Source organism: Rhodopseudomonas sp. BR0G17 (genome assembly GCF_010907025.1).
GTDB classification, from domain to species: domain Bacteria; phylum Pseudomonadota; class Alphaproteobacteria; order Rhizobiales; family Xanthobacteraceae; genus Rhodopseudomonas; species Rhodopseudomonas palustris_H.
In genome coordinates this window covers 1-18,803 of sequence record NZ_QUML01000005.1, presented here as the reverse complement: position 1 = coordinate 18,803, position 18,803 = coordinate 1, and the positions used below count along the sequence as shown (strand labels likewise).

General features: G+C 66.4%; 12 protein-coding genes. 6 read left to right on the top strand and 6 right to left on the bottom strand.

Annotation, left to right across the window (positions count from 1 at the left end; translation table 11 throughout):
- Nucleotides 1–85: 85 nt before the first annotated feature.
- The 5 genes from DY467_RS05835 to DY467_RS05815 form a co-directional block, all read right to left on the bottom strand.
- Nucleotides 86–829, bottom strand: a complete 744-nt coding sequence (locus DY467_RS05835) for a DUF2865 domain-containing protein (protein WP_164634555.1) — start codon at nucleotides 827–829, stop codon at nucleotides 86–88.
- Nucleotides 830–987: 158 nt separating this feature from the next.
- Complete coding sequence (pyrE, locus tag DY467_RS05830; RefSeq protein WP_013504533.1) at nucleotides 988–1,551, bottom strand: orotate phosphoribosyltransferase; 564 nt, start codon at nucleotides 1,549–1,551, stop codon at nucleotides 988–990.
- A gap of 336 nt (nucleotides 1,552–1,887) precedes the next feature.
- On the bottom strand, nucleotides 1,888–4,968 hold the full coding sequence (gene polA, locus DY467_RS05825) for a DNA polymerase I (protein ID WP_164634553.1): 3,081 nt from the start codon (nucleotides 4,966–4,968) through the stop codon (nucleotides 1,888–1,890).
- Between the two features lie 218 nt (nucleotides 4,969–5,186).
- Nucleotides 5,187–8,021 (bottom strand): sulfide/dihydroorotate dehydrogenase-like FAD/NAD-binding protein, encoded by a 2,835-nt coding sequence (locus DY467_RS05820; RefSeq protein ID WP_164634551.1) that lies wholly within the window; start codon nucleotides 8,019–8,021, stop codon nucleotides 5,187–5,189.
- Entirely contained in the window at nucleotides 8,018–13,009 is a 4,992-nt protein-coding gene (locus DY467_RS05815; RefSeq protein ID WP_164634549.1) for a 2-oxoacid:acceptor oxidoreductase family protein, read from the bottom strand. The genes DY467_RS05820 and DY467_RS05815 overlap by 4 nt, the downstream gene beginning before the upstream one ends.
- A gap of 481 nt (nucleotides 13,010–13,490) precedes the next feature.
- Between DY467_RS05815 and DY467_RS05810 the strand changes: the two genes are divergently transcribed.
- Nucleotides 13,491–14,060 (top strand): DUF2478 domain-containing protein, encoded by a 570-nt coding sequence (locus DY467_RS05810; protein ID WP_107346254.1) that lies wholly within the window; start codon nucleotides 13,491–13,493, stop codon nucleotides 14,058–14,060.
- 44 nt (nucleotides 14,061–14,104) lie between these two features.
- Here the strand turns inward: DY467_RS05810 and DY467_RS05805 are convergent, their stop codons facing one another.
- A complete protein-coding gene (locus tag DY467_RS05805; protein WP_110786639.1) occupies nucleotides 14,105–14,314 on the bottom strand; it encodes a TOBE domain-containing protein in 210 nt (69 codons plus the stop codon).
- A 98-nt stretch (nucleotides 14,315–14,412) separates the two neighbouring features.
- On the opposite strand from DY467_RS05805, the gene DY467_RS05800 reads away from it, so the two are divergent.
- From DY467_RS05800 to DY467_RS05780, 5 genes are all read left to right on the top strand, one after another.
- Nucleotides 14,413–15,204: a TOBE domain-containing protein gene (locus DY467_RS05800; protein ID WP_107346252.1), complete on the top strand. Its 792-nt coding sequence runs from the start codon at nucleotides 14,413–14,415 to the stop codon at nucleotides 15,202–15,204.
- A 160-nt stretch (nucleotides 15,205–15,364) separates the two neighbouring features.
- A complete protein-coding gene (modA, locus tag DY467_RS05795) occupies nucleotides 15,365–16,138 on the top strand; it encodes a molybdate ABC transporter substrate-binding protein (protein ID WP_164634547.1) in 774 nt (257 codons plus the stop codon).
- A 147-nt stretch (nucleotides 16,139–16,285) separates the two neighbouring features.
- Nucleotides 16,286–16,972, top strand: coding sequence for a molybdate ABC transporter permease subunit (gene modB / locus DY467_RS05790; RefSeq protein ID WP_107346250.1), 687 nt, complete (start codon nucleotides 16,286–16,288; stop codon nucleotides 16,970–16,972).
- Nucleotides 16,969–18,090: a molybdenum ABC transporter ATP-binding protein gene (modC, locus tag DY467_RS05785; RefSeq protein ID WP_164634545.1), complete on the top strand. Its 1,122-nt coding sequence runs from the start codon at nucleotides 16,969–16,971 to the stop codon at nucleotides 18,088–18,090. Before modB ends, modC begins: the two co-directional genes overlap by 4 nt.
- Before the next feature lie 146 nt (nucleotides 18,091–18,236).
- Nucleotides 18,237–18,803: DUF2478 domain-containing protein (locus tag DY467_RS05780; RefSeq protein WP_164634543.1), on the top strand; the 567-nt coding region annotated here is incomplete at its 3' end.

The following is an 18,803-nucleotide window of genomic DNA, read 5'->3' as shown; positions in this document are numbered from 1 at the left end:
TACTAAGGGTTTCCGGGTCCGCTCGCTGGCGCGAGCGTCCCGAAATGACGGTGGATGCGTCAGGACGGTGGGTCTTGAGAGAGGCTCAATCAATCCCGGCGCGGCGGCCGTGGGGGACTGGCTTCGGGGTCTCGACCGGCAGTGAGACGTCGCGGCCGAGTGCCGGGGGCGCTTGTTCGGCGATCTGCTCGTTGACCGGCGCGACCTTCATCTCGCCGAGGCGGGCGCGCAGGCTCGGGGTCAGGCCCGGATAGTCGGCGACCGGGGTGAAGTCCGGCGTCTGCTCGACGCCGAGACGCACGCCCGTATAGGCGGCGAGGCCATCGGCGGTGGCGACGATGTCGCCGGCGCGCAGCGAGGTGTCCTGCGACAGGTCGATCTGGGCGAGGCCGGCCGGATCGCGGCCGTTGCAGGTGCAGTCCGCTTTCAGCGCCTTGCGATAGGCGAACGCATTCGGCGAGTCGGCATAGCGCTCGCCGCTCGCCGAGCGGGCGCCGTCGATCTGGCTGCCATAGTAAACCTTGGCATTGCCGGCCGGGCAGAACGCCTGGCACATCTGTGCCGGGCTGGCGCCGGCGCGGAGCTGCAGCGGGAAGTACTTGCCGTCGCAGCTGCGCACGCAGAACGCCGGACCGCCGCCGGCGGAGGCCTGGCGCTGCGGTTGCGGCGGCTGGTTTGGCTGATTGAGGCCGAACGGATCGGCGAAAAAGTTGGCCTGGGCCGGGGCGCCGTGCTGCGGCCGTTGCGGGCCGGCGCCGCCGAACAGGAACTCCAGCAGATTCTGCGCAGAGGCGATCTCAGGAGCGGCGAGCAGCGGCAGCGCAAGCATCGCGCCAAGAGCGAAAACGCGGCGCCGCAGGCGTGAACTGGTAAGCAATTGACGCAAACGCCCACTCCACCGACGCAACCACCCGCGGCAAGGCCGCTGTTGGTCGCGACTTTAGGATGGGATGGTAAACGCCGGGTTTCCGGCGGCGTCCGCGGCGCTCAGGTGTTGAGGAACTCGCTGGCCTTGTACAGCGACCGGAACGGCAGCCCGGCCTCGGCGAAGGCTTCGGTGGCGCCTTCCTCGCGGTCCACCATGGTCAGCACCAGCACGATCTCGGCGCCGGATTCCTTCACCGCTTCGACCGCCTTGATGGCCGAACCGCCGGTGGTGGTGACGTCCTCGACGATGACGCAGCGCTTGCCGGCCAGGCTTTCGCCCTTGGCCAGGCCTTCGACCGACAGCCGCGCGCCGTGCTCCTTCGGCTTCTTGCGGACGAAGAACGCCGCGATCGGATGGTTCTTCAGCCATGACAGCTGCGCGATCGCGCCGGCCAGCGGCACCGCGCCCATCTCCAGCCCGCCGACATAGTCGACCTTCTCGTCGCGCAGCGCCTCGTAGGTCAATTCGGCGAGCAGCGCCGCGCCCTCGGGATCGAGCATCGTCGGCTTCAGGTTGAAGTAGAAGTCGCTCTTGCGCCCCGACGCGAGCGTGATCTCCCCCCGGCCGAATGAGCGGGTGCGGATGATGTCGGCAAGGCGGGCGCGGGACGCGGATTTGGACACGGGCGGACTCTCTGGGCTTTGGCTTTGCGAAAAACGCCGCAATCTAGCCCCGAGACCGCGCCGATGCCAGCGGCGCGAGGGGAGGTATCAACGGTGAAGAGCTTCGGTCACCGGCTAAGTGGACCACGACAGCGCCACCAAGCACAGCGCGCCCCCTCTCCCGCTTGCGGGAGAGGGTTGGGGTGAGGGCGCCCCGAGCAGTGAGTTCGCGATCTGCGGAACGGAGTGCCCTCACCCGTCCCGGCTTCGCTGCGCTACGCCGGGCCGACCTCTCCCGCAGGCGGGAGAGGTGCGCAGTGCCCGCCGCGGATCTGCGATCCACAGCGATCAGCGCCGCTAATGCGCCTCGTCCCAATTGTCCGCCGCCCGGGCGTCCACCTGCAGCGGGACGTTGAGGATCACCGCCGGGAACGGCGCGTCCTGCATCACCGAGCGGACCACCGGCAGCGTCGCCTCGACCTCGGCTTCCGGCACTTCGAAGATCAGTTCGTCGTGGACCTGCAGCAGCATCTGCGCCGACAGCTTTTTCTCGGCGAGCGCGTCTTCCATCCGCACCATGGCGCGGCGGATGATATCGGCGGCGGAGCCCTGCAGCCGGGCATTGATCGCGGCGCGTTCGTTGAAGGCGCGGATCGACGGGTTCGAGGCCTTGATGTCCGGGTAGTGGCATTTGCGGCCGAACAGCGTGGTAACGTAGCCATGCGTGCGGCAGAAATCGCGGGTCTCGTCCATATAGGCGCGGATGCCGGGGAAGCGCTCGAAGTAGCGCTTGATGTAGGCGCCGGCTTCCTCGCGCGGGATGCCGAGCTGATTGGCGAGGCCGAACGCCGAGATGCCGTAGATGATGCCGAAGTTGATCGCTTTCGCCCGGCGGCGGATTTCCGACGGCATGCCTTCGACCGGGACGCCGAACATCTCCGACGCGGTCATCGCGTGAATGTCGATGCCGTCCTGAAACGCCTTGCGTAGCGCCGGGACGTCGGCGACTTCCGATAGCAGCCGCAGTTCGATCTGCGAGTAGTCCGCCGACACCAGTTTGTGGCCCGGCGTCGCCACGAAAGCGCGGCGGATCTTGCGGCCGTCCTCGGTGCGCACCGGGATGTTCTGCAGGTTCGGCTCGTTCGACGACAGCCGGCCCGTCGTCGTCGCGGCGAGCGCGTAGGTGGTGTGGACGCGATGGGTCTGCGGATGCACGTAAGTCGGCAGCGCGTCGGTGTAGGTCGAGCGCAGCTTGCTGACCTGCCGCCACTCCAGAATCTTCTTCGGGAATTCGTGGCCCTGCTCGGCGAGTTCGTCGAGCACCTGTGCCGAAGTCGACCACGCGCCGGTCTTGGTCTTGCTGCCGCCCGGCAGGCCCATCTTGCCGAACAGGATGTCGCCGAGCTGCTTCGGGCTGCCGATGTTGATGTCCTCGCCGGCGAGCTCGCGGATCTCGGCCTCGATCCGCGCCGCGGTCTGGGCGAAATCGGACGACAGCCGCGACAGCACCTGGCGGTCGATCGAGATGCCGCGCCGCTCCATCCGTGCCAGCACGCCGACCAGCGGACGTTCGAGCGTCTCGTACACCGCGGTCATGCTGCCTGCGACAAGGCGTGGCTTCAGCACGCGCGCAAGCCGCAAGCTCACGTCGGCGCGTTCGGCCGCATAGGCGGTGGCGCGGTCGATTCCGACCTGATCGAAGCCGATCTTGTTTTTGCCGGTGCCGGTCAGCTCAGTCAGCGTGTGCAGCGTATGGCCGAGATTGCTCTCGGACAGCGCGTCGAGCCCATGGCTGCCGCGGCCGGCATCGAGCGCGTAGGACATCAGTTGCGGATCGTCGATGTTGCGCAAGGTCAGGCCATGCTGCGCCAGCAGCACTGCGGCAAACTTGATCGCGAAGCCGACCTTGGCGATTCCTGCGGATTCGAGGACCGGCTTCAGCGCATCGAGCGCGTCGCGGGTGCCGAGCTGATCGGGCGCGAGGCCGGCAGCGAACAGGCCGTCGCCATCGCCGGCCTGCTTGTGGCCGAGCGGGATGTAGCAGGCATCATTCGGGCCGAGCGCCAGCGCAACGCCGGTCAGCTCCGCCTGCATCGGATCGATCGAGGTCGCGACCGCTTCCACCGCCACCACGCCGGTGTCGTGGATGCGGGCGATGACAGCGTGCAGCTCGTCCAGCGTGCGCAGCGTCTTGTAGGCGGTGCGATCGACCGGGACCTTGCGGGCGGCCTCGGCCCGCGCGGCCACCAGCGCCTCCGGCGACAGCACGACGCCCGGTTTGCCGTCGCGGCCGCGGCCCGCATTGAAAGGACCACCTGGCCCCGCTTGCGGCGCGCTTCCTCCCCCGCTTGCGGGGGAGGTCTGGGGTGAGGGCTCTTGCCCCGCAAACAAATCGCCGCTCGCGGCAACGCCGCTCCTCGCCAGCGGCGGAACGGCCGACTTGAGCGCCGTCTCCGCCTCGACATCCGACGGGTCGATCTGGGCATATTCGGCAACGCGCCGCGTCAGTGTGGTGAATTCCATCGCCTTGAGGAACGCCACCAGCTTGCGGGCGTCCGGCTCGTGCACCGCGAGCTCGGCGAGCGGCACGTCGAGTTTCACATGGTCGTCGAGCAGCACCAGCTTGCGCGAGATCCGCGCCTTCTCGGCGTTCTCGATCAGCGCCTCGCGCCGCTTCGGCTGCTTGATCTCGGCGGCGCGCGCCAGCAGGGTGTCGAGGTCGCCATATTCATTGATCAGCTGCGCCGCGGTTTTGATGCCGATGCCCGGCACTCCCGGCACGTTGTCGACGCTGTCGCCGGCGAGCGCCTGGACCTCGACGACCTTGGCCGGCGGTACGCCGAACTTCTCGATCACCTCGGGCACGCCGATGCGATGGTCCTTCATGGTGTCGTACATCACCACGCAGTCGGTCACGAGCTGCATCAGGTCCTTGTCGGACGACACGATCGTCGCCGTCGCCCCGGCCTCGCAGGCCTCGCGCACGTAAGTGGCGATCAAATCGTCGGCCTCGAAGCCGGACTGTTCCAGGCACGGCAGATCGAATGCCCGCACCGCCTCACGGATCAGGCCGAATTGCGGGATCAGATCCTCAGGCGCCGGCGGCCGGTGCGCCTTGTATTCGGGGTAGAGCGCGTTGCGGAAGGTGACTTCCGACTTGTCGAAGATGATGGCCAGATGCGTCGGCCGGTTCTCCGGCGGCATGTCGCGCAGCAGCTTCCACAGCATGTTGCAGAAGCCGAGCACGGCATTGACCTGCAGCCCGTCGGATTTGCGGTTCAGCGGCGGCAGCGCGTGATAGGCGCGGAAAATGTAGGAGGAGCCGTCGACCAGGAACACATGGTCGCCCTTGCCGGGCGGCTTGACGCCGGCCGGGGCAGGGGACGTGGCGGAGGAAGCGGCAGGCGTCGCAGCGACGGATTTGGTCGTTTTCGGCATGGCCGCAACTTAAGGCGTCCGGAGGCGTTTGGCACCCCTTTCCAAGCCACCAGATCTGCCGGGGACGCCAACGAAAAAGGCCGGGCGAACCCGGCCATTTCAGCGAAAGCCTCTCGTCCGTCATTGCGAGGAGCGGAGCGACGAAGCAATCCAGCTCGGTGCACGGAGCTGGATTGCTTCGCTTCGCTCGCAATGACGATGTCGCGAGAGTTGATGCCCTACACGAACCCGTGCTTCTTCTTGCTCTCCAGCTCCTGCGCCTTGAACTGGTTGAAGCGGGGCAGGAACTTGTCCCAGTCGATGATGTGGGCGTCGATTTCCGGGCCGTCGATGCAGGCGTGCTTGCGGACCATCTTGCCGTCGATGGTCACCGGCACCATGCAGGCGCCGCACATGCCGGTGGCGTCGACCATGATCGAGTTGAGGCTGGCCACGGTCTTCACGCCATACGGCTTGGTGAGGTCGGAGACCGCCCGCATCATCAGCGGCGGGCCGATCGCCACCACCTCGGTGATGGTGCGGCCTTTGCCTTCCTGGTTGGCCTTCATCATCTCCTCGAGCGGGCCGGTGACGAAGCCTTTGACGCCGTAGGAGCCGTCGTTCGTCGTGTAGATCAGCGACAGCTGGTCGCCGAACTCCTGCTTCAGCTTGCCGACGCGCTCGTCGTCGCCGGTCCAGAACAGGAACTCCTTGGCGCGGAAGCCGGAGATCAGCGTCACGTGGTTGCCGAGCCGCAGGTGCTCGCGCATGATCGGATACACCGGCGGCAGGCCGACGCCGCCGGCGCAGAACACCACGGTCTGGTTGCCCTCATAGCGGTGCAGCTCACTGGCGCGGCCGAGCGGGCCGGCGATGCCGGAGAACGCATCGCCGATCGCCATCCGGTTGATCTCCAGCGACGAGGTGCCCATGCCCTGCACCACCAGATCGATGGTGCCTTTCTCGGCGTCCCAATCGGCCAGCGTCAGCGGGATCAGTTCGCCCTTCTCCCACGGCAGCACGCGGACGAACTGTCCGGCCTGCGCCGAGCGCGCCACCATCGGGGCCCGCACGGTGAACTCGACGATGCCACCGGCGAGCGGCACCTTGTTGACGATGGTCTGCGCCACCTGGCCGAGTTCGGTGTACTTCGCGGCGCGTTCGACCCGGTCCTTGATCTCGGCCGGCGTGAACGGAATCTCGCCGACGATCTCGCGCGCCGCCGCCTGGCCGTCGCCGGCCGCACGGATCGCGGTGGAGCCGCCGCGGGCGGCGTCGCCGCCGGTGTAGACGTCCTTGATCGAAGTCCGCTGCGAGCCTTCTTCGACCTCGATGGTGCCCCATTTGTTGGTCTTCAGGCCCGGCTCGGCGTCCTTCATGATTGGGTTGGCGGTGTTGCCCAGCGCCATGATCACGAGATCGACCGGCACCCGTTCGATCTGCCCGGTCGGCTTCGGGCTGCGGCGGCCGGACTTGTCGGGCTCGCCGAGCTCGTTGACGTCGAGCAGCGCGTGGGTGACGAAGTGGGTGTGGTCGTCGCCGATGAATTCGCGCGGCGCGCGCAGTACCGCGAGATTGATCTCTTCTTCCAGCGCGTGATGCAGCTCCTCGACGCGGGCCGGCATCTCGCTCTTGGTGCGGCGATACACGATGGTGACGTTGCCGCCGAGCCGCTTGGCGGTGCGCGCCGCGTCCATCGCGGTGTTGCCGCCGCCGATCACGAACACGTTCTTGCCCTTCACTTCGGGCAGCGGCGTCTCGTAGCGATCGTCCAGGCCGCGCATCAGGTTGACGCGGGTCAGGAACTCGTTGGCCGACATCACGCCGAGCAGGTGCTCGCCGGGCACGTTCATGAAGGTCGGCAGGCCTGCGCCGGTGCCGACGAAGATCTTCCAGAAGCCTTCGGCCTTGAGGTCTTCGAGCGTCGCGGTCTTGCCGACCACGAAATTCTTCACGAAACGGCCGCCGAGCAGGATGATCTTTTCGACGACGTCGTCGATCAGCGTATTGGGCAGGCGGAATTCCGGAATGCCGTAGCGCAGCACGCCGCCGAGGTCATGGAACGCCTCGAAGATCGTGACCGGGAAACCCTCGACCGCCAGCAAGTACGCGTTGATCAGACCGGACGGACCGGAGCCCACCACCGCGATCGGCGGCTTCACCGCCGCGGCCCACGGCGAGATCCGGCCGGCGAACCGCTCATTGGCGTTCGGGTTGGTGAGCTTCTGATGCTCGGGCAGGTACCATTCGAGCTGGCCGATTTCGATCGGCCGCTTGGTATGGGTGCAGACGCCCTGGCACTGCAGTTCCTGCGGGCAGACGCGGCCGGTGACGTTCGGCAGCGGGTTGCAGCTCTCGATCAGCTCCAAGGCTTCGCGATGCTTGCCGTTGCCGAGCAGATCCAGCATCTCGGGGATGTGGATCTTCACCGGGCAGCCGCCCTTGGCTTCCTTCCGGCCCTGAATCAGCACGCCGAGCTCGCACGGCTTGTCGTCGCATTGCTTGTCGCGCATCACCTCTAACCAGACGAACAGCTCGCACTCGCGCAGCGAGTAGCCGATCGACTGGTAGCCGAGATAGCCCTGGTTCACGAGTTCGAAGTCGATCGCGCGCTCTTCCGCCGGACGGATGTAGGGCGGGATGAACGCTTCGCCCGGCCAGCCTTCCGACAGGTTCTCGAACATCGGGTAGCGACCGCGCAGGTGCACGTCGATCGCCTTGATGAACTTGCGTTTGAACTTCAGCGGCAGCGCCCAGATGAAGCGCTGCAGGATCGTCGACATGTCGTCGCCGCGGGCGAGCAGGTTCCACAGCGTGGTGGTGAAGGCTTCACCGAGCTCCGGCTGCTGGAATTCCCAGATGATCGCCTGAGTGCCGTCCGCGATGAACATGTTGCGCAGCGACGCCGGGTCGTTGACCAGGCGCTTCTGCAAGAGCGCGAGCTGCTTCTGGAAGATGCCGACAGCTTCGCTGTTCTGCAGCTCCTCTAGCTCGCTCTTGGAGCTTTCCAGCGTGCTGCGCGCCTGTTGGTAGCGCAGCACGTCGCTGGAGACCGTTCCGGTGACGTCGCTCATCGAATGATCTCCGCATCGCAGTTGGCCGCTGCGCGGCTCAGTTTGGCCGACAGTTCAGGCGTGACCTTGAGCTTGCTGAACACGCCCGGGATGACGTGGGCGACGTCCTTCGGGGCGCCGTCGACGACGATCTTGGTGAGTTCGAACACTTCCGGCACGTCCTGGTAGCAGCTCTTGCAGTTGGTGCACTTGCCGAGGTCCGCATCGTCGATGTGGATCGGCTCGGCGCCGTTGCCGTTGGCCTGCTTGGCGCCGTTGGTCTGCGCCGCGGCGGCGGCCGGTGCGGGCGCCAGCCCGGCCATCAGGCCGGCGAGCCCGCCGGCGGCCGGCGCGTTCGAAGAGGCCGCCAGCTCGCTCATGCCGCGCGCGATCTGATCGAGCGAGCTTTCGCGGGCCTTGACCTGTTCGTCGTACTGGTGCTGCAGCGCGGCCAGTTCGGCGCTGTGCGCTTCGTCGAGCGCACGGACGTCGAAGCCGCCGAGATATTGCAGCGTGCGCCAGTACTTCCGCCGTTCTTCCACCAGCGCCACCACGGTCTCGCCGACCGAAAGCTTGATCAGCTTCTTGTCGGCATCGGTGGCGTAGATGAACGGCGTCTTGCCGGCGCGCGCGGCCGGATCGAGCGCGACATATTCGTCGATCGGCAGGGCGCCATCGTCCTTCTTCAGCGGCTTGAACTGCTTGCGGAAGCGGACTTCGGTATGGGCGAAGTCGGCCGGCGTCAGCTTGGCCTTGAGAAGCTGCGGCTTGCCGCTCTCATCGACGTACTCGATCGTCTTGGTGGCCCAGTCCTGGTCGGCCTCGGGATTGCCGTCGAGCGAGAACCAGTTGTTGAGCTTGCTGCCCTTGCGCGGGTCGTGGACGAACACCGGATTCATCCGGCTTTCGACCGCAAGACGCGCCTGACGGTTGGCGACGGCGTCGCCGATGCCGTGCTCGGCCTGGCACGGCGTATAGACGTCGAGCACCGCCGGCGACGAGGTGTGGTTCAGGAACTCCATCACGTTCTTCAGGAAGTGGCCCTGCAGCGCGGTCGCGGTCTGCACCACGAACACGTTCGGATGGAACGAGGCGATCAGGCCGAGCTCCTTGCGGGATTCCTGCTTGCCGTGCTGGGCGATGCCGAACCGCGACAGGTCGCTGTCCTGGCCGGTGAGGCTCGCCGTCGAGGTCTGGCCGCCGGTGTTGGAATAGGCGCCGGTGTTCAGCACCACGACCTTGATCGGGGTCTTGGTGGCGAGCAGACGCGACAGCGCACCGAAGCCGATGTCGTAGGTGGCGCCGTCGCCGCCCATGCTCAGCACGGTCGGCAGCATCGAGCGCTCTTCCGGCGTGAATTCGCTCCAGCCGAAGTAGCGGAAGTAACCGTCGTGCTTGGCCGCATCATAGGCGTCGGCCAGTTCGAGCTTGGCGATGCGCAGCGCCCGGAAGTCTTCCGACGCCTTGGCGGTGAGACCTTCGAAGATGCCCTTGGCGACGGCAGGGGTGTCCTGGAACAGGCTGTTCACCCACGGATCGGTGTAGGGGTTGAACGGGAAGGTCGACGCATACACGCTCGAGCAGCCGGTGGCGTTGGCGATCACCATGCCGGACGGGCCGTTGCCGGTCGGGCCGCTCTCATAGAGATACAGCCGCTTCTCCAGCGTCTTCAGGGTCTGGTCGATCCGGGCGGCGCGCGCGTCGTCGCCGGCGACCAGCGCCCGCTTGGCGTTGAGCTGGTCGATCAGGGTCTCCAGCTCGCGGATGTGGTCCTTGCGGCGCTTGTCGTGGATCGCGTGGTTGGTCGAGGTGACCAGACGGATCGCGGTGACTTCGCCGCAGCCGCGGCAGGCGCCATGGCCGCCGGTGGTCGCGTAGTAATTGGCGCGATCCAGCATCAGGCGCTTGGTCTCGCCTTCCGGCTTGGTAGCGCTCTCGGTGAACCGCGCCGGGGTGTTCGGGGTGCGGCTGAGGAATTCGAACCGGGCCTGGAGCTGCTCCAGCATCGGCTCGTCCTGCTCACGATCGACCAGCGCGCCGGGGCCGCAGACGTCGATACATTCGAGACAGCCCGAGCACTTCCACGGGTCGACGCTCACCGAATACAGGCCGCCGGTGCCCGGCTGGCTCTTCTCCATTGCGTCGAAGAACGGCCGGGTGCGGGCCACCGGATACACCGACAGCGCCGCCGACAGCTTGCCGAAGTTGCGGTTCAGCGTGGCGTTGTCGAGCTTCAGCGCTTCGGCTGCCTGCGCCACGATGTCGTGGAATGGCTTGTCGTCCTTGCCGGAGCGATACACGTCGCGGATCGCCTCGGTCAGCGCCGGCACCTTCTCGCGCAAGCTGTCTTGCTGGGCGGGAGCGATGTCGAGCTGCTTGATCGCGGTCAGCAACAGTTCGTGGATGTCATGCACCGCGTTCGGGATCGCAGCGTCGGGGCAGACCAGCGCGCATTCCATACAACCGGTGCAGAGGTCGGCCTTGAACTCCGGCACGTTGCGGCGGAACAGGCCCTTGTCCTTGGCGGCGGCGGAGCCGGCCGGCATGAACATGCCGATGCCCGGCAGCACCGGCGCTTCGGCGATGGTACCGTCGCGGAACGGCGCGGCGAGCACGTCGTCATAGTACTCCGGATCGAGGAAGCCCGCGGCCGAAGCCGGCGCCGCGACGCGGCACATCGAGGCCGAGATCGAGGCGTCGCGCTTGGCCTTCGGGGCGGCCTTGATGGCGTCCTCCCCGAATTCGGCGGTGTCGTAATCGACCTTGTGGGTGGCCTCGAGACCCTCGCGGATCACCGCCATGTTGCCCTCGACGATGTCGCCGCCCTTGGCGCCGAACTTCTTCGAGATCTGCTGACGGATCTTGTTGAGCATCGCGTCCTGCGAGGCGTCGGCGACCACGCGGTCGACGTTGCCGCACACCGCGCCGATGAAGGCGATGCCCATCATGCGGGTTTCGAGTTCGGCGGTCGGTGCGTGGCGCTTGGCCACCGCGAACGCGTCGATCACGTAGAACTTGATCTTCTTGTCGCGGATGGTCTGGCGCGCCTTGGCCGGCAGATCACGCCACACTTCGAGCGGCGACAGGTTGGTCTGCAGGATGAAGGTGCCGCCCGCCACCAGGCCGCGCAGCGGGTTGGTGTGCACGAACACCTTGTGGTCCGGCGAGATCACGATCTCGACGTCTTCCAGCTCGGCGTTGGTGATCTTCACCGGCTCCGGCGACAGCGTGATGTAGTAGTTGGTCGGCGCGCCGCTCTTTTCCGAGCCGTATTTCGGCGCCGACTTCGAATGCATGTCGAGCGCGCCGGCCAGGATGTCGGTGAGCAGCTTGCCGGACGCGATGGTGCCGTAGCCGCCGATCGAGTGGAAGCGGATGCGGAACGCGGAGGGCGGCAGCAGGTTCGGGTTCTGCCCCGTCGGCAGCGCCATGAACTGGGTTTCCGGATACGCCGCCTTCAGCCGGTTCTGCAGCGCTTCCATCCGCGGCGACGGGTTCTCGGTGAAGAACTTGGTGCCGAGATACACGAACGGCGCCGAGTCCTGCTTCTCCATATTGGCGTAGCAGGCGATCAGGTCGCGCGGCTGCAGATCGTGGCCGCCGAGGCCGAAGATCGCGGTGGTGATCTTCGGCAGCTTGGTCAGCGCCGGGATGCCGGCGTGACGCACGCCGGCGTCGCCGTTCTCGCGGGCCTTGCACAGCGCCTGGGTGACGAGCTGGGTCAGCGCGGTGACTTCCGAGCGCTCCAGCACGGTGACGGCGGTCTTGCCCTTCAGCGCTTCGACCAGTTCGGCTTCCGGGAACGGCTGCAGCATCTTGACCGACACCACGCCGACCTTCTTGCCCTGCGAGCGCAGATAAGCCGCGACCGCTTCGGCGTCGTCGGTGACCGAGCCGAGGCCGACCACGACGTGCTCGGCGTCGTCGCACATATAGGTCATCACCGGCTTGTATTCGCGGCCGGTCAGCGCGGCGTATTCGGCCATCGCTTCGGTGACGAAGCGCGGCACCGAATTGGCGAAGTGCGTGCGGTGGTCGACCGCGCCGGCCTGGAAGTCGGGCTGGTTCTGCACGCCGCCGGTCAGGCCCGGATTGTCGATGTCGACCAGCGCCGGCACCAGCTGGCGGGTGCCCTTCTCGGGCGCGTTGATCCACTGCCGCTTCCACTGGCCGCGCAGTTCTTCCGGCACGTAAGCGAGGGTCTCGACCACGATGGTGCCGGCGTTATCGGTCTCGATCGTGTCGGCGTTGTCGTCGAGGAATTTCCTGAGCGAGGCGAGGTCGGACGGCATGAAGTCGGATTCGTGCCGCAGCAGATACTGCTTGAGCTGGAACACGCGGCCCTTGGCGCCGAACAGCATCTCCTGCGCCACGGTCGGGCACTTGATGCGGCCGGCCGGGTCGCCGAGGAATTCGCGCAGCAGGTCCGGCTCCGGCATCAGGGCTTCGGACAGCATGTGCGAGGTCGCAAAGCCGTCCATCGCGTTGGCGACCGGGATCAGCGACATCGCGGCGACCTTATAAGAGATCGCGGCGAGGTCGGCGGCTTCCTGCGGATTGGAGCCGAACAGGATGGTGTAGCCCGACGACAGCAGCGCATAGACGTCGTCATGGCCGGCCATCACGTTCAGCGAGTGCTTCGACACCACGCGCGCGGCGACCTGCAGCACGAAACCGCCGACCTTCTTGCCGACGGTGACGTAGTGCGACTCCAGGCCGTACAGGATGCCCTGAGACGACGAAGCGTTGGAGATGAACTTGCCGCCGGTCAGCGCCGCGCCGAGCGCGCCGGACTGCGCCGAGTGTTCGCCTTCCGGTTCGAAGAAGAACGGATGCTTGCCCCAGACGTTGCAGCCGCCGGACGAGCGGAACGCCTCATAGATTTCCGAGATCTCGGTCGAAGGCGTGATCGGGTAGCCGATGACGCCGCCGCAGACATGCCCCATCACCTGCGCGACCGCGCCGTTGCCGTGGATCACTGAGGGAATGCCAGGATATTTTGCGTTCATGGGGTCCGTCCGTTTTTGCGTGTCTGCGTTGGATCGGCGGAGCGAACCCGCCGTGTTGCGTCGGCCATTTTTTGGGAAAGGTGTATCGATGCCGGGCGGCTGCTGAGGCAGCGGCCGGGCAGAACCTCCTCGTGGCCTTTAGATTGACTGCTCGCGAGGTATCAGGGCCTCGCTGGCAGAGATGTTGCGTTGTGTGCGGTGCAGTAGCACGCAGGGGAAACCCCTGATTTGACGCGCATCAAAGCGCAAAAAATATGGATCAGAGAGCAATAAAATTACGCATCGCCCAAACAACAGGCGGTGCCAGTTGCGTTTGCATCCGCCCCTCGGTCGCATCTTTTCCATTGGTCCAAAAGCAGAATTTCTGCTGGCGCGGGGTCGTTATATACTGTCATATATGACGATGGCGAGCGCAGGGGTATCTGCCCGCCGCTCGTGCTCTCTCGACAGCGGAGCGCCGCCAGACCGCGGCGATGGGCCGATGACCTTCGACTCCCAATGCGATCTGGCTGCTCTGGTCTATGAACGCGGCGAGGACCCGGATCGGCTGCTAGGCGAATTCGCCGCCGACCTCAATTCACAGGGATACCGCGCCGTCGGCCTGGTGCAGGTCGGGCCGCGCGGTGACGAGACCCGCGGGCTGTCCGCCAGGCTGGTGCATTCCGGCGAGCAGATTTCGCTGTATCAGGATCTCGGCCCGATGGCCGAAGGCTGCCGGCTCGATCCGAGCCGCCTGCTCGATGCCGGCGCGCGGGTCGCGTGCGCCCTGGCGCAGGGCGCGGACCTTTTGATCATCAATCGGTTCGGCCAGCAGGAGACCGAAGGCAAAGGCTTGCTGCATCTGATCGTCGAGGCGCTCAGCGCCGACGTCCCGCTGGTGATCGCGGTGCCGAGCCATCGCTTCGACGCCTGGATCAAATTCGCCGACGGCATGAGCGTCCGGCTGAAATGCGAGCGGCGCGCGCTCGATCAATGGTGGGGCAAGCTGCATGGCCGCAGCTTCCGCCGTCCCGCCCACCCTCACGTCAGCATCTGCGAGGCACTGAAGTAATGGGTGGGCGCGACCTGTTGTCGCTTGAAGCGATCGCGACGGGCTTAGTCGACGGCGACCAGCACGTCCGAAGCCTTGATCACGGCCATCGCCGGCTGGCCCTTGGCGAGCTTCAGTTCTTCGGCGGATTCGTTGGTAATCGAAGCAGTTACGATCGCTCCGCCGCCGATGTCGATGCGTACATGCGAAGTAGTCGCACCTTTGATGACGTCGACAATGGTGCCCTTGAGCTGATTGCGGGCGCTGATTTTCATGGCTCTCGTCTCCTTCGTTGAGGTTGGCCGGATCGGGTTTACCGTTATATAGTTCCTGCACATGACGACCAGTCCGACCAAATGACGAGGCTGCCTGGATGTCCATAGAGGCAACCGTCACACTGAAAACGAAGGAGATTTCCGGGGTCGGCCGCGACCGCATCCGGTTGCTCCAGGCGGTGGCGCGCGAGGGCAGCATTACCGCCGGCGCCAAGGCGGCGGGCCTCAGCTACAAGGCCGCCTGGGACGCGCTCGACGCGATGACCAACCTGTTTGGTCGGCCGCTGTTGGAGACCCGCACCGGCGGCAAGGCCGGCGGCGGCGCGCAACTGACCCCGACCGGCGTCAAGGTGATCGAGGCTTTCGGCCGGCTCGAGGCCGAGATGGCACGGGTGTTCCGCAACCTCGAGCCCGAACTCGCCGGCAGCGGCATCACCCCGATCAATCTCGTCTCCGGATTCTTCATGAAGACAAGTGCCCGCAACGCCCTTCGCGGCGTCATCACGGACATCAAGGCCGATACGCTCAGCGCCGAAGTCGCCGTGACGGTGTCGCCCGAGACCACGATCTACGCGCTGCTGACCGCCGAGAGCGTGCGCAGCCTCGGCCTCGTGGTCGGCCGCGAGGCGATCGTGCTGATCAAGGCGCCGTTCGTGATGATCGCGCCGGGCCATCAGCCGCCGCTGGTCTCGGCGCGCAATTGTGTGCGCGGCATCGTGCGCCGCGCGGACGTCTCGGCCGTCAACGCCGAGATCGTGCTCGACATCGGCGGCGACAAGACGCTGGCCGCCTCCGTCACGGCGCGCAGCGCCGACGACCTCAAGCTGGCCCCCGGTGATCCGGCCTGCGCGGTGTTCGACGCCGCTCACGTCATCGTCGCGATCGACTGACGCGATGCAGCGACGATGTTCGTCCCGATCTCATCATTCCGAGCGGAGCGACATCATCACCAAACGAGGCTTGATCACCAAACGAGGCTTGGGCCGCGTCGTGCCGTTCGCCTTGTCGCCATCACCATCAATGCGGACTTCAACCAGTAGGAGACTTCCCTTGAAAGCCATTGACACTCTCAAGCTCGCCCTGTTCGGCGCAGCTTTTGCCACCGGCCTTGCCTCTGTGCCGGCGCTCGCCGATTCCGCCAAGGTCGCGGTCGCGGCGAATTTCACCGAGCCGGTGAAGGAGATCGCTGCGGCGTTCAAGGCCAAGACCGGGCACGAGGTGGTGCTGTCGTTCGGCGCCAGCGGTCAGTTCTACACCCAGATCACTCAGGACGCGCCGTTCGAAGTATTCCTGTCGGCCGACTCGGCGCGGCCGAAGAAGCTCGCCGAAGAAGGCCTCGGCGTGAAGGACAGCGTGTTCACCTACGCGGTCGGCAAGCTGGTGCTGTGGAGCAAGTCGCCGGGCGTGGTGAAGGGCGAAGAGACCCTGAAGCAGGCGTCGATCGCCAAGGTGTCGATCTGCAATCCGGCCGCCGCGCCCTACGGCGCCGCCGCGGTCGAGACCATGCAGGCGCTGAAACTGTACGACGACCTCAAGCCGAAGCTGGTTGAAGGTGCCAACATCACCCAGGCCTATCAGTTCGTGCAGACCGGCAACGCCGAAATCGGCTTCGTGGCGCTGTCGCAGGTGATCGGCGACAAGGACGGCTCGCGCTGGATGGTGCCGCAGAACCTGTACAAGCCGATCACCCAGGACGCGGTACTGCTGAAGAAGGGCGAAGCCAACGCCGCCGCCAAGGCGTTCCTCGACTTTCTGAAGGGCCCGGAGTCGCGCGCCATCATCGAGAAGTTCGGCTACGAAGTCACCACGCCGAAGGCGAGCTGACGTTCGCAATGCTGAAGCCTCTCCGTCATTGCGAGGACCGTAGCGACGAAGCAATCCAGTCCGGTGCTCGCCGCATGGATTGCTTCGCTTCGCTCGCAATGACGGAGGAAGGCCTCGTTTCCTTCACCACCTCAGTCCTGAGGACGTATGCATAGCCTCCCCCCCGACATCTGGCAGCCGGTGTGGCTCACCATCGAGCTGGCGGCGATTACTACGGTGATCCTGCTGATCGTCGGCACGCCGATCGCGTGGTGGCTGGCGCGCTCCAGGGCGTGGTGGAAGGAAGGCATCGCGGCAGTGGTGGCGCTGCCGCTGGTGCTGCCGCCGACCGTGCTCGGGTTTTATCTGTTGGTGCTGATGGGGCCGGACGGGCCGGGCGGCGCGCTGGCGGCGCTGTGGGGTGGTCGCACCGTGGCGTTCACCTTCGGCGGCCTGGTGTTCGGCTCGGTGATCTATTCGATGCCGTTCGTCGTGCAGCCGATCCGCAATGCGTTCGATGCGATCGGCGATCGTCCGCTGGAAGTCGCCGCGACGCTGCGCGCGTCGCCGCTGAAGGCATTCTGGACGGTGGCGGTGCCGCTGGCGCGGCCGGGCTTTCTGGCCGGCGCGGTGCTCGGCTTCGCCCACACCGTCGGCGAGTTCGGCATCGTGCTGATGATCGGCGGCAACATTCCGGGCAGCACCAAAGTGCTGTCGGTGGCGATCTACGACTACGTCGAGACCTCGCAGTGGCGTGAGGCCAACATCCTGGCCGGCGGCATGGCGGCATTCGCCTTCGTGGTGATCCTCACCATGATGATGCTGGAAAAACGAACTGCGCGGATCCGGGCATGAGGGCGCTGTCACCCCCCACCATTCGGGCGGCGTTTCGCGGCCGGCTCGGCGGCTTCAATCTGGATGCCGCTTTCACGGTGCCGGCCACCGGAATCACCGGCCTGTTCGGGCCCTCCGGCTGCGGCAAGTCCAGCGTGCTGCGCTGCCTCGCCGGCCTGCAGCATCTGCCCGGAAGTAGCTGCGAAGTCAGCGGCGAGGTGTGGCAGGACGACACGACCTTCCTGAAACCGCATCATCGCCCGATCGGCTATGTGTTTCAGGAAGCCAGCCTGTTTCAGCATCTCTCGGTAAGAGCCAACCTGCTGTACGGCGCGCCGCACGAGTCGGTTAAGACCCATGCCGATGCGGTCGAGTTCGACGAAGTGATCGAACTGCTCGGGCTGGCGAAGCTGCTGGAACGCTCGCCGCGCAATCTGTCCGGCGGCGAGCGTCAGCGCGTCGCGATCGGACGGGCGCTGCTGTCGCAGCCGAAACTCTTGCTGATGGACGAGCCGCTGTCGGCGCTCGATCGGCTCACCAAGGACGAGATCCTGCCGTTCCTCGAGCGGCTGCATGCGCGGCTGTCGCTGCCGGTGATCTACGTCAGTCACGACATCACCGAGATCGAACGGCTCGCCGATCATCTGGTGCTGATGCAGGCCGGCAAGGTGCTGGCGGTCGGGCCGCTCGCCGAGCTGCAGAGCGATCCGAAGCTGCCGCTGGCGATTGCGCGGGACGCCGCGGTGAATTTCGACGCCGAGGTCGAAAGCTACGACTCCAACTATGGTCTGGTGACGCTGCAGATCGACGGCGGGCGGCTGCTGGTGCCGTCGGCGCCGGCGGCGAGCGGCGAGCTCCGCCGGGTTCGGATCGCCGCCAGCGACGTCAGCTTGGCGCGCGAGCTGCCGCAGGCGAGCTCGATCCTCAATGCGGTGGCGGCGCGGATCGTCACCACCTCGCCGGTCGGTGCCAACGAGATGCTGGTGGTGCTGGCTCTCGGCCGCGAAGGCGACGGCGGCCGGCTGTTGGCGCGGCTCAGCCGGCGGTCGTGGGATCTGCTCCGGCTCGCCGAAGGGGTCGACGTGTACGCGCAGATCAAGGGCGTGGCGCTCGCGCCGGGACGCGACGGCCACGCGTAGTTGGCGGCGATGATGTGCCGCGAGCCGGCACGAACTTCGCATTCTCTTTGCTGATCGCTGCAACGGCGGCGCTGACGACTACGCGACTACCTGTCGTGTCGGGTCAGCGACGGCGTACGTCCGTATCTCATGGAGGAGAATCGACAATGTCGTTCGAAAGCAACCAACTGATGCCGATCGCGGCGCTGCGCGGCGGTCCGGGGACCCCGGCCGCCGACGTGCTCACCGCGTTTGCGCTGCGCCGCAAGGCCGAGGGCATCGATGTCGTCGGCGTGATCGTGCCCCCGGAAGATACCGGCCGCGGCCATCAGGGACACGGGCATGGGCATGGTCACGGTGAAGGCCATGGCGGCGGTCACGAAGGCTGCGAGTGCCGCAGCGAGCTGATCGATATCGCGACCGGCGACCGCTACGCGATGCATCAGGATCTCGGCTCCGGATCGCAGGCCTGCAATCTCAATTCGTCATCGCTGGCTTTGGCGGCGGGGGCGGTCGAACGCGCGGTGGCGCGCAAGCCGGCGCTGGTGGTGCTGAGCCGGTTCGGCGGCCAGGAGGCGGTGCGCGGCGGGTTGATGTCGGCGTTCCAGGCGGCGATCGCGGCCGGCGTGCCGGTGGCGTGCGTGGTGACGCCGAAGGCCGAGGACGTCTGGAACGATTTCGCCCAGGGGCTGTCGGTGTCGCTGCCGCCGGAGGCGGATGCGCTGGAAGCGTGG

Coding starts and splice junctions, on each gene's coding strand:
- DY467_RS05835 (WP_164634555.1), bottom strand. CDS start 829: ATGCTTGCGCTGCCGCTGCTCGCCGCTCCTGAGATCGCCTCTGCGCAG.
- polA (WP_164634553.1), bottom strand. CDS start 4,968: ATGCCGAAAACGACCAAATCCGTCGCTGCGACGCCTGCCGCTTCCTCC.
- DY467_RS05820 (WP_164634551.1), bottom strand. CDS start 8,021: ATGAGCGACGTCACCGGAACGGTCTCCAGCGACGTGCTGCGCTACCAA.
- DY467_RS05815 (WP_164634549.1), bottom strand. CDS start 13,009: ATGAACGCAAAATATCCTGGCATTCCCTCAGTGATCCACGGCAACGGC.
- DY467_RS05810 (WP_107346254.1), top strand. CDS start 13,491: ATGACCTTCGACTCCCAATGCGATCTGGCTGCTCTGGTCTATGAACGC.
- DY467_RS05805 (WP_110786639.1), bottom strand. CDS start 14,314: ATGAAAATCAGCGCCCGCAATCAGCTCAAGGGCACCATTGTCGACGTC.
- DY467_RS05800 (WP_107346252.1), top strand. CDS start 14,413: ATGTCCATAGAGGCAACCGTCACACTGAAAACGAAGGAGATTTCCGGG.
- modB (WP_107346250.1), top strand. CDS start 16,286: ATGCATAGCCTCCCCCCCGACATCTGGCAGCCGGTGTGGCTCACCATC.
- modC (WP_164634545.1), top strand. CDS start 16,969: ATGAGGGCGCTGTCACCCCCCACCATTCGGGCGGCGTTTCGCGGCCGG.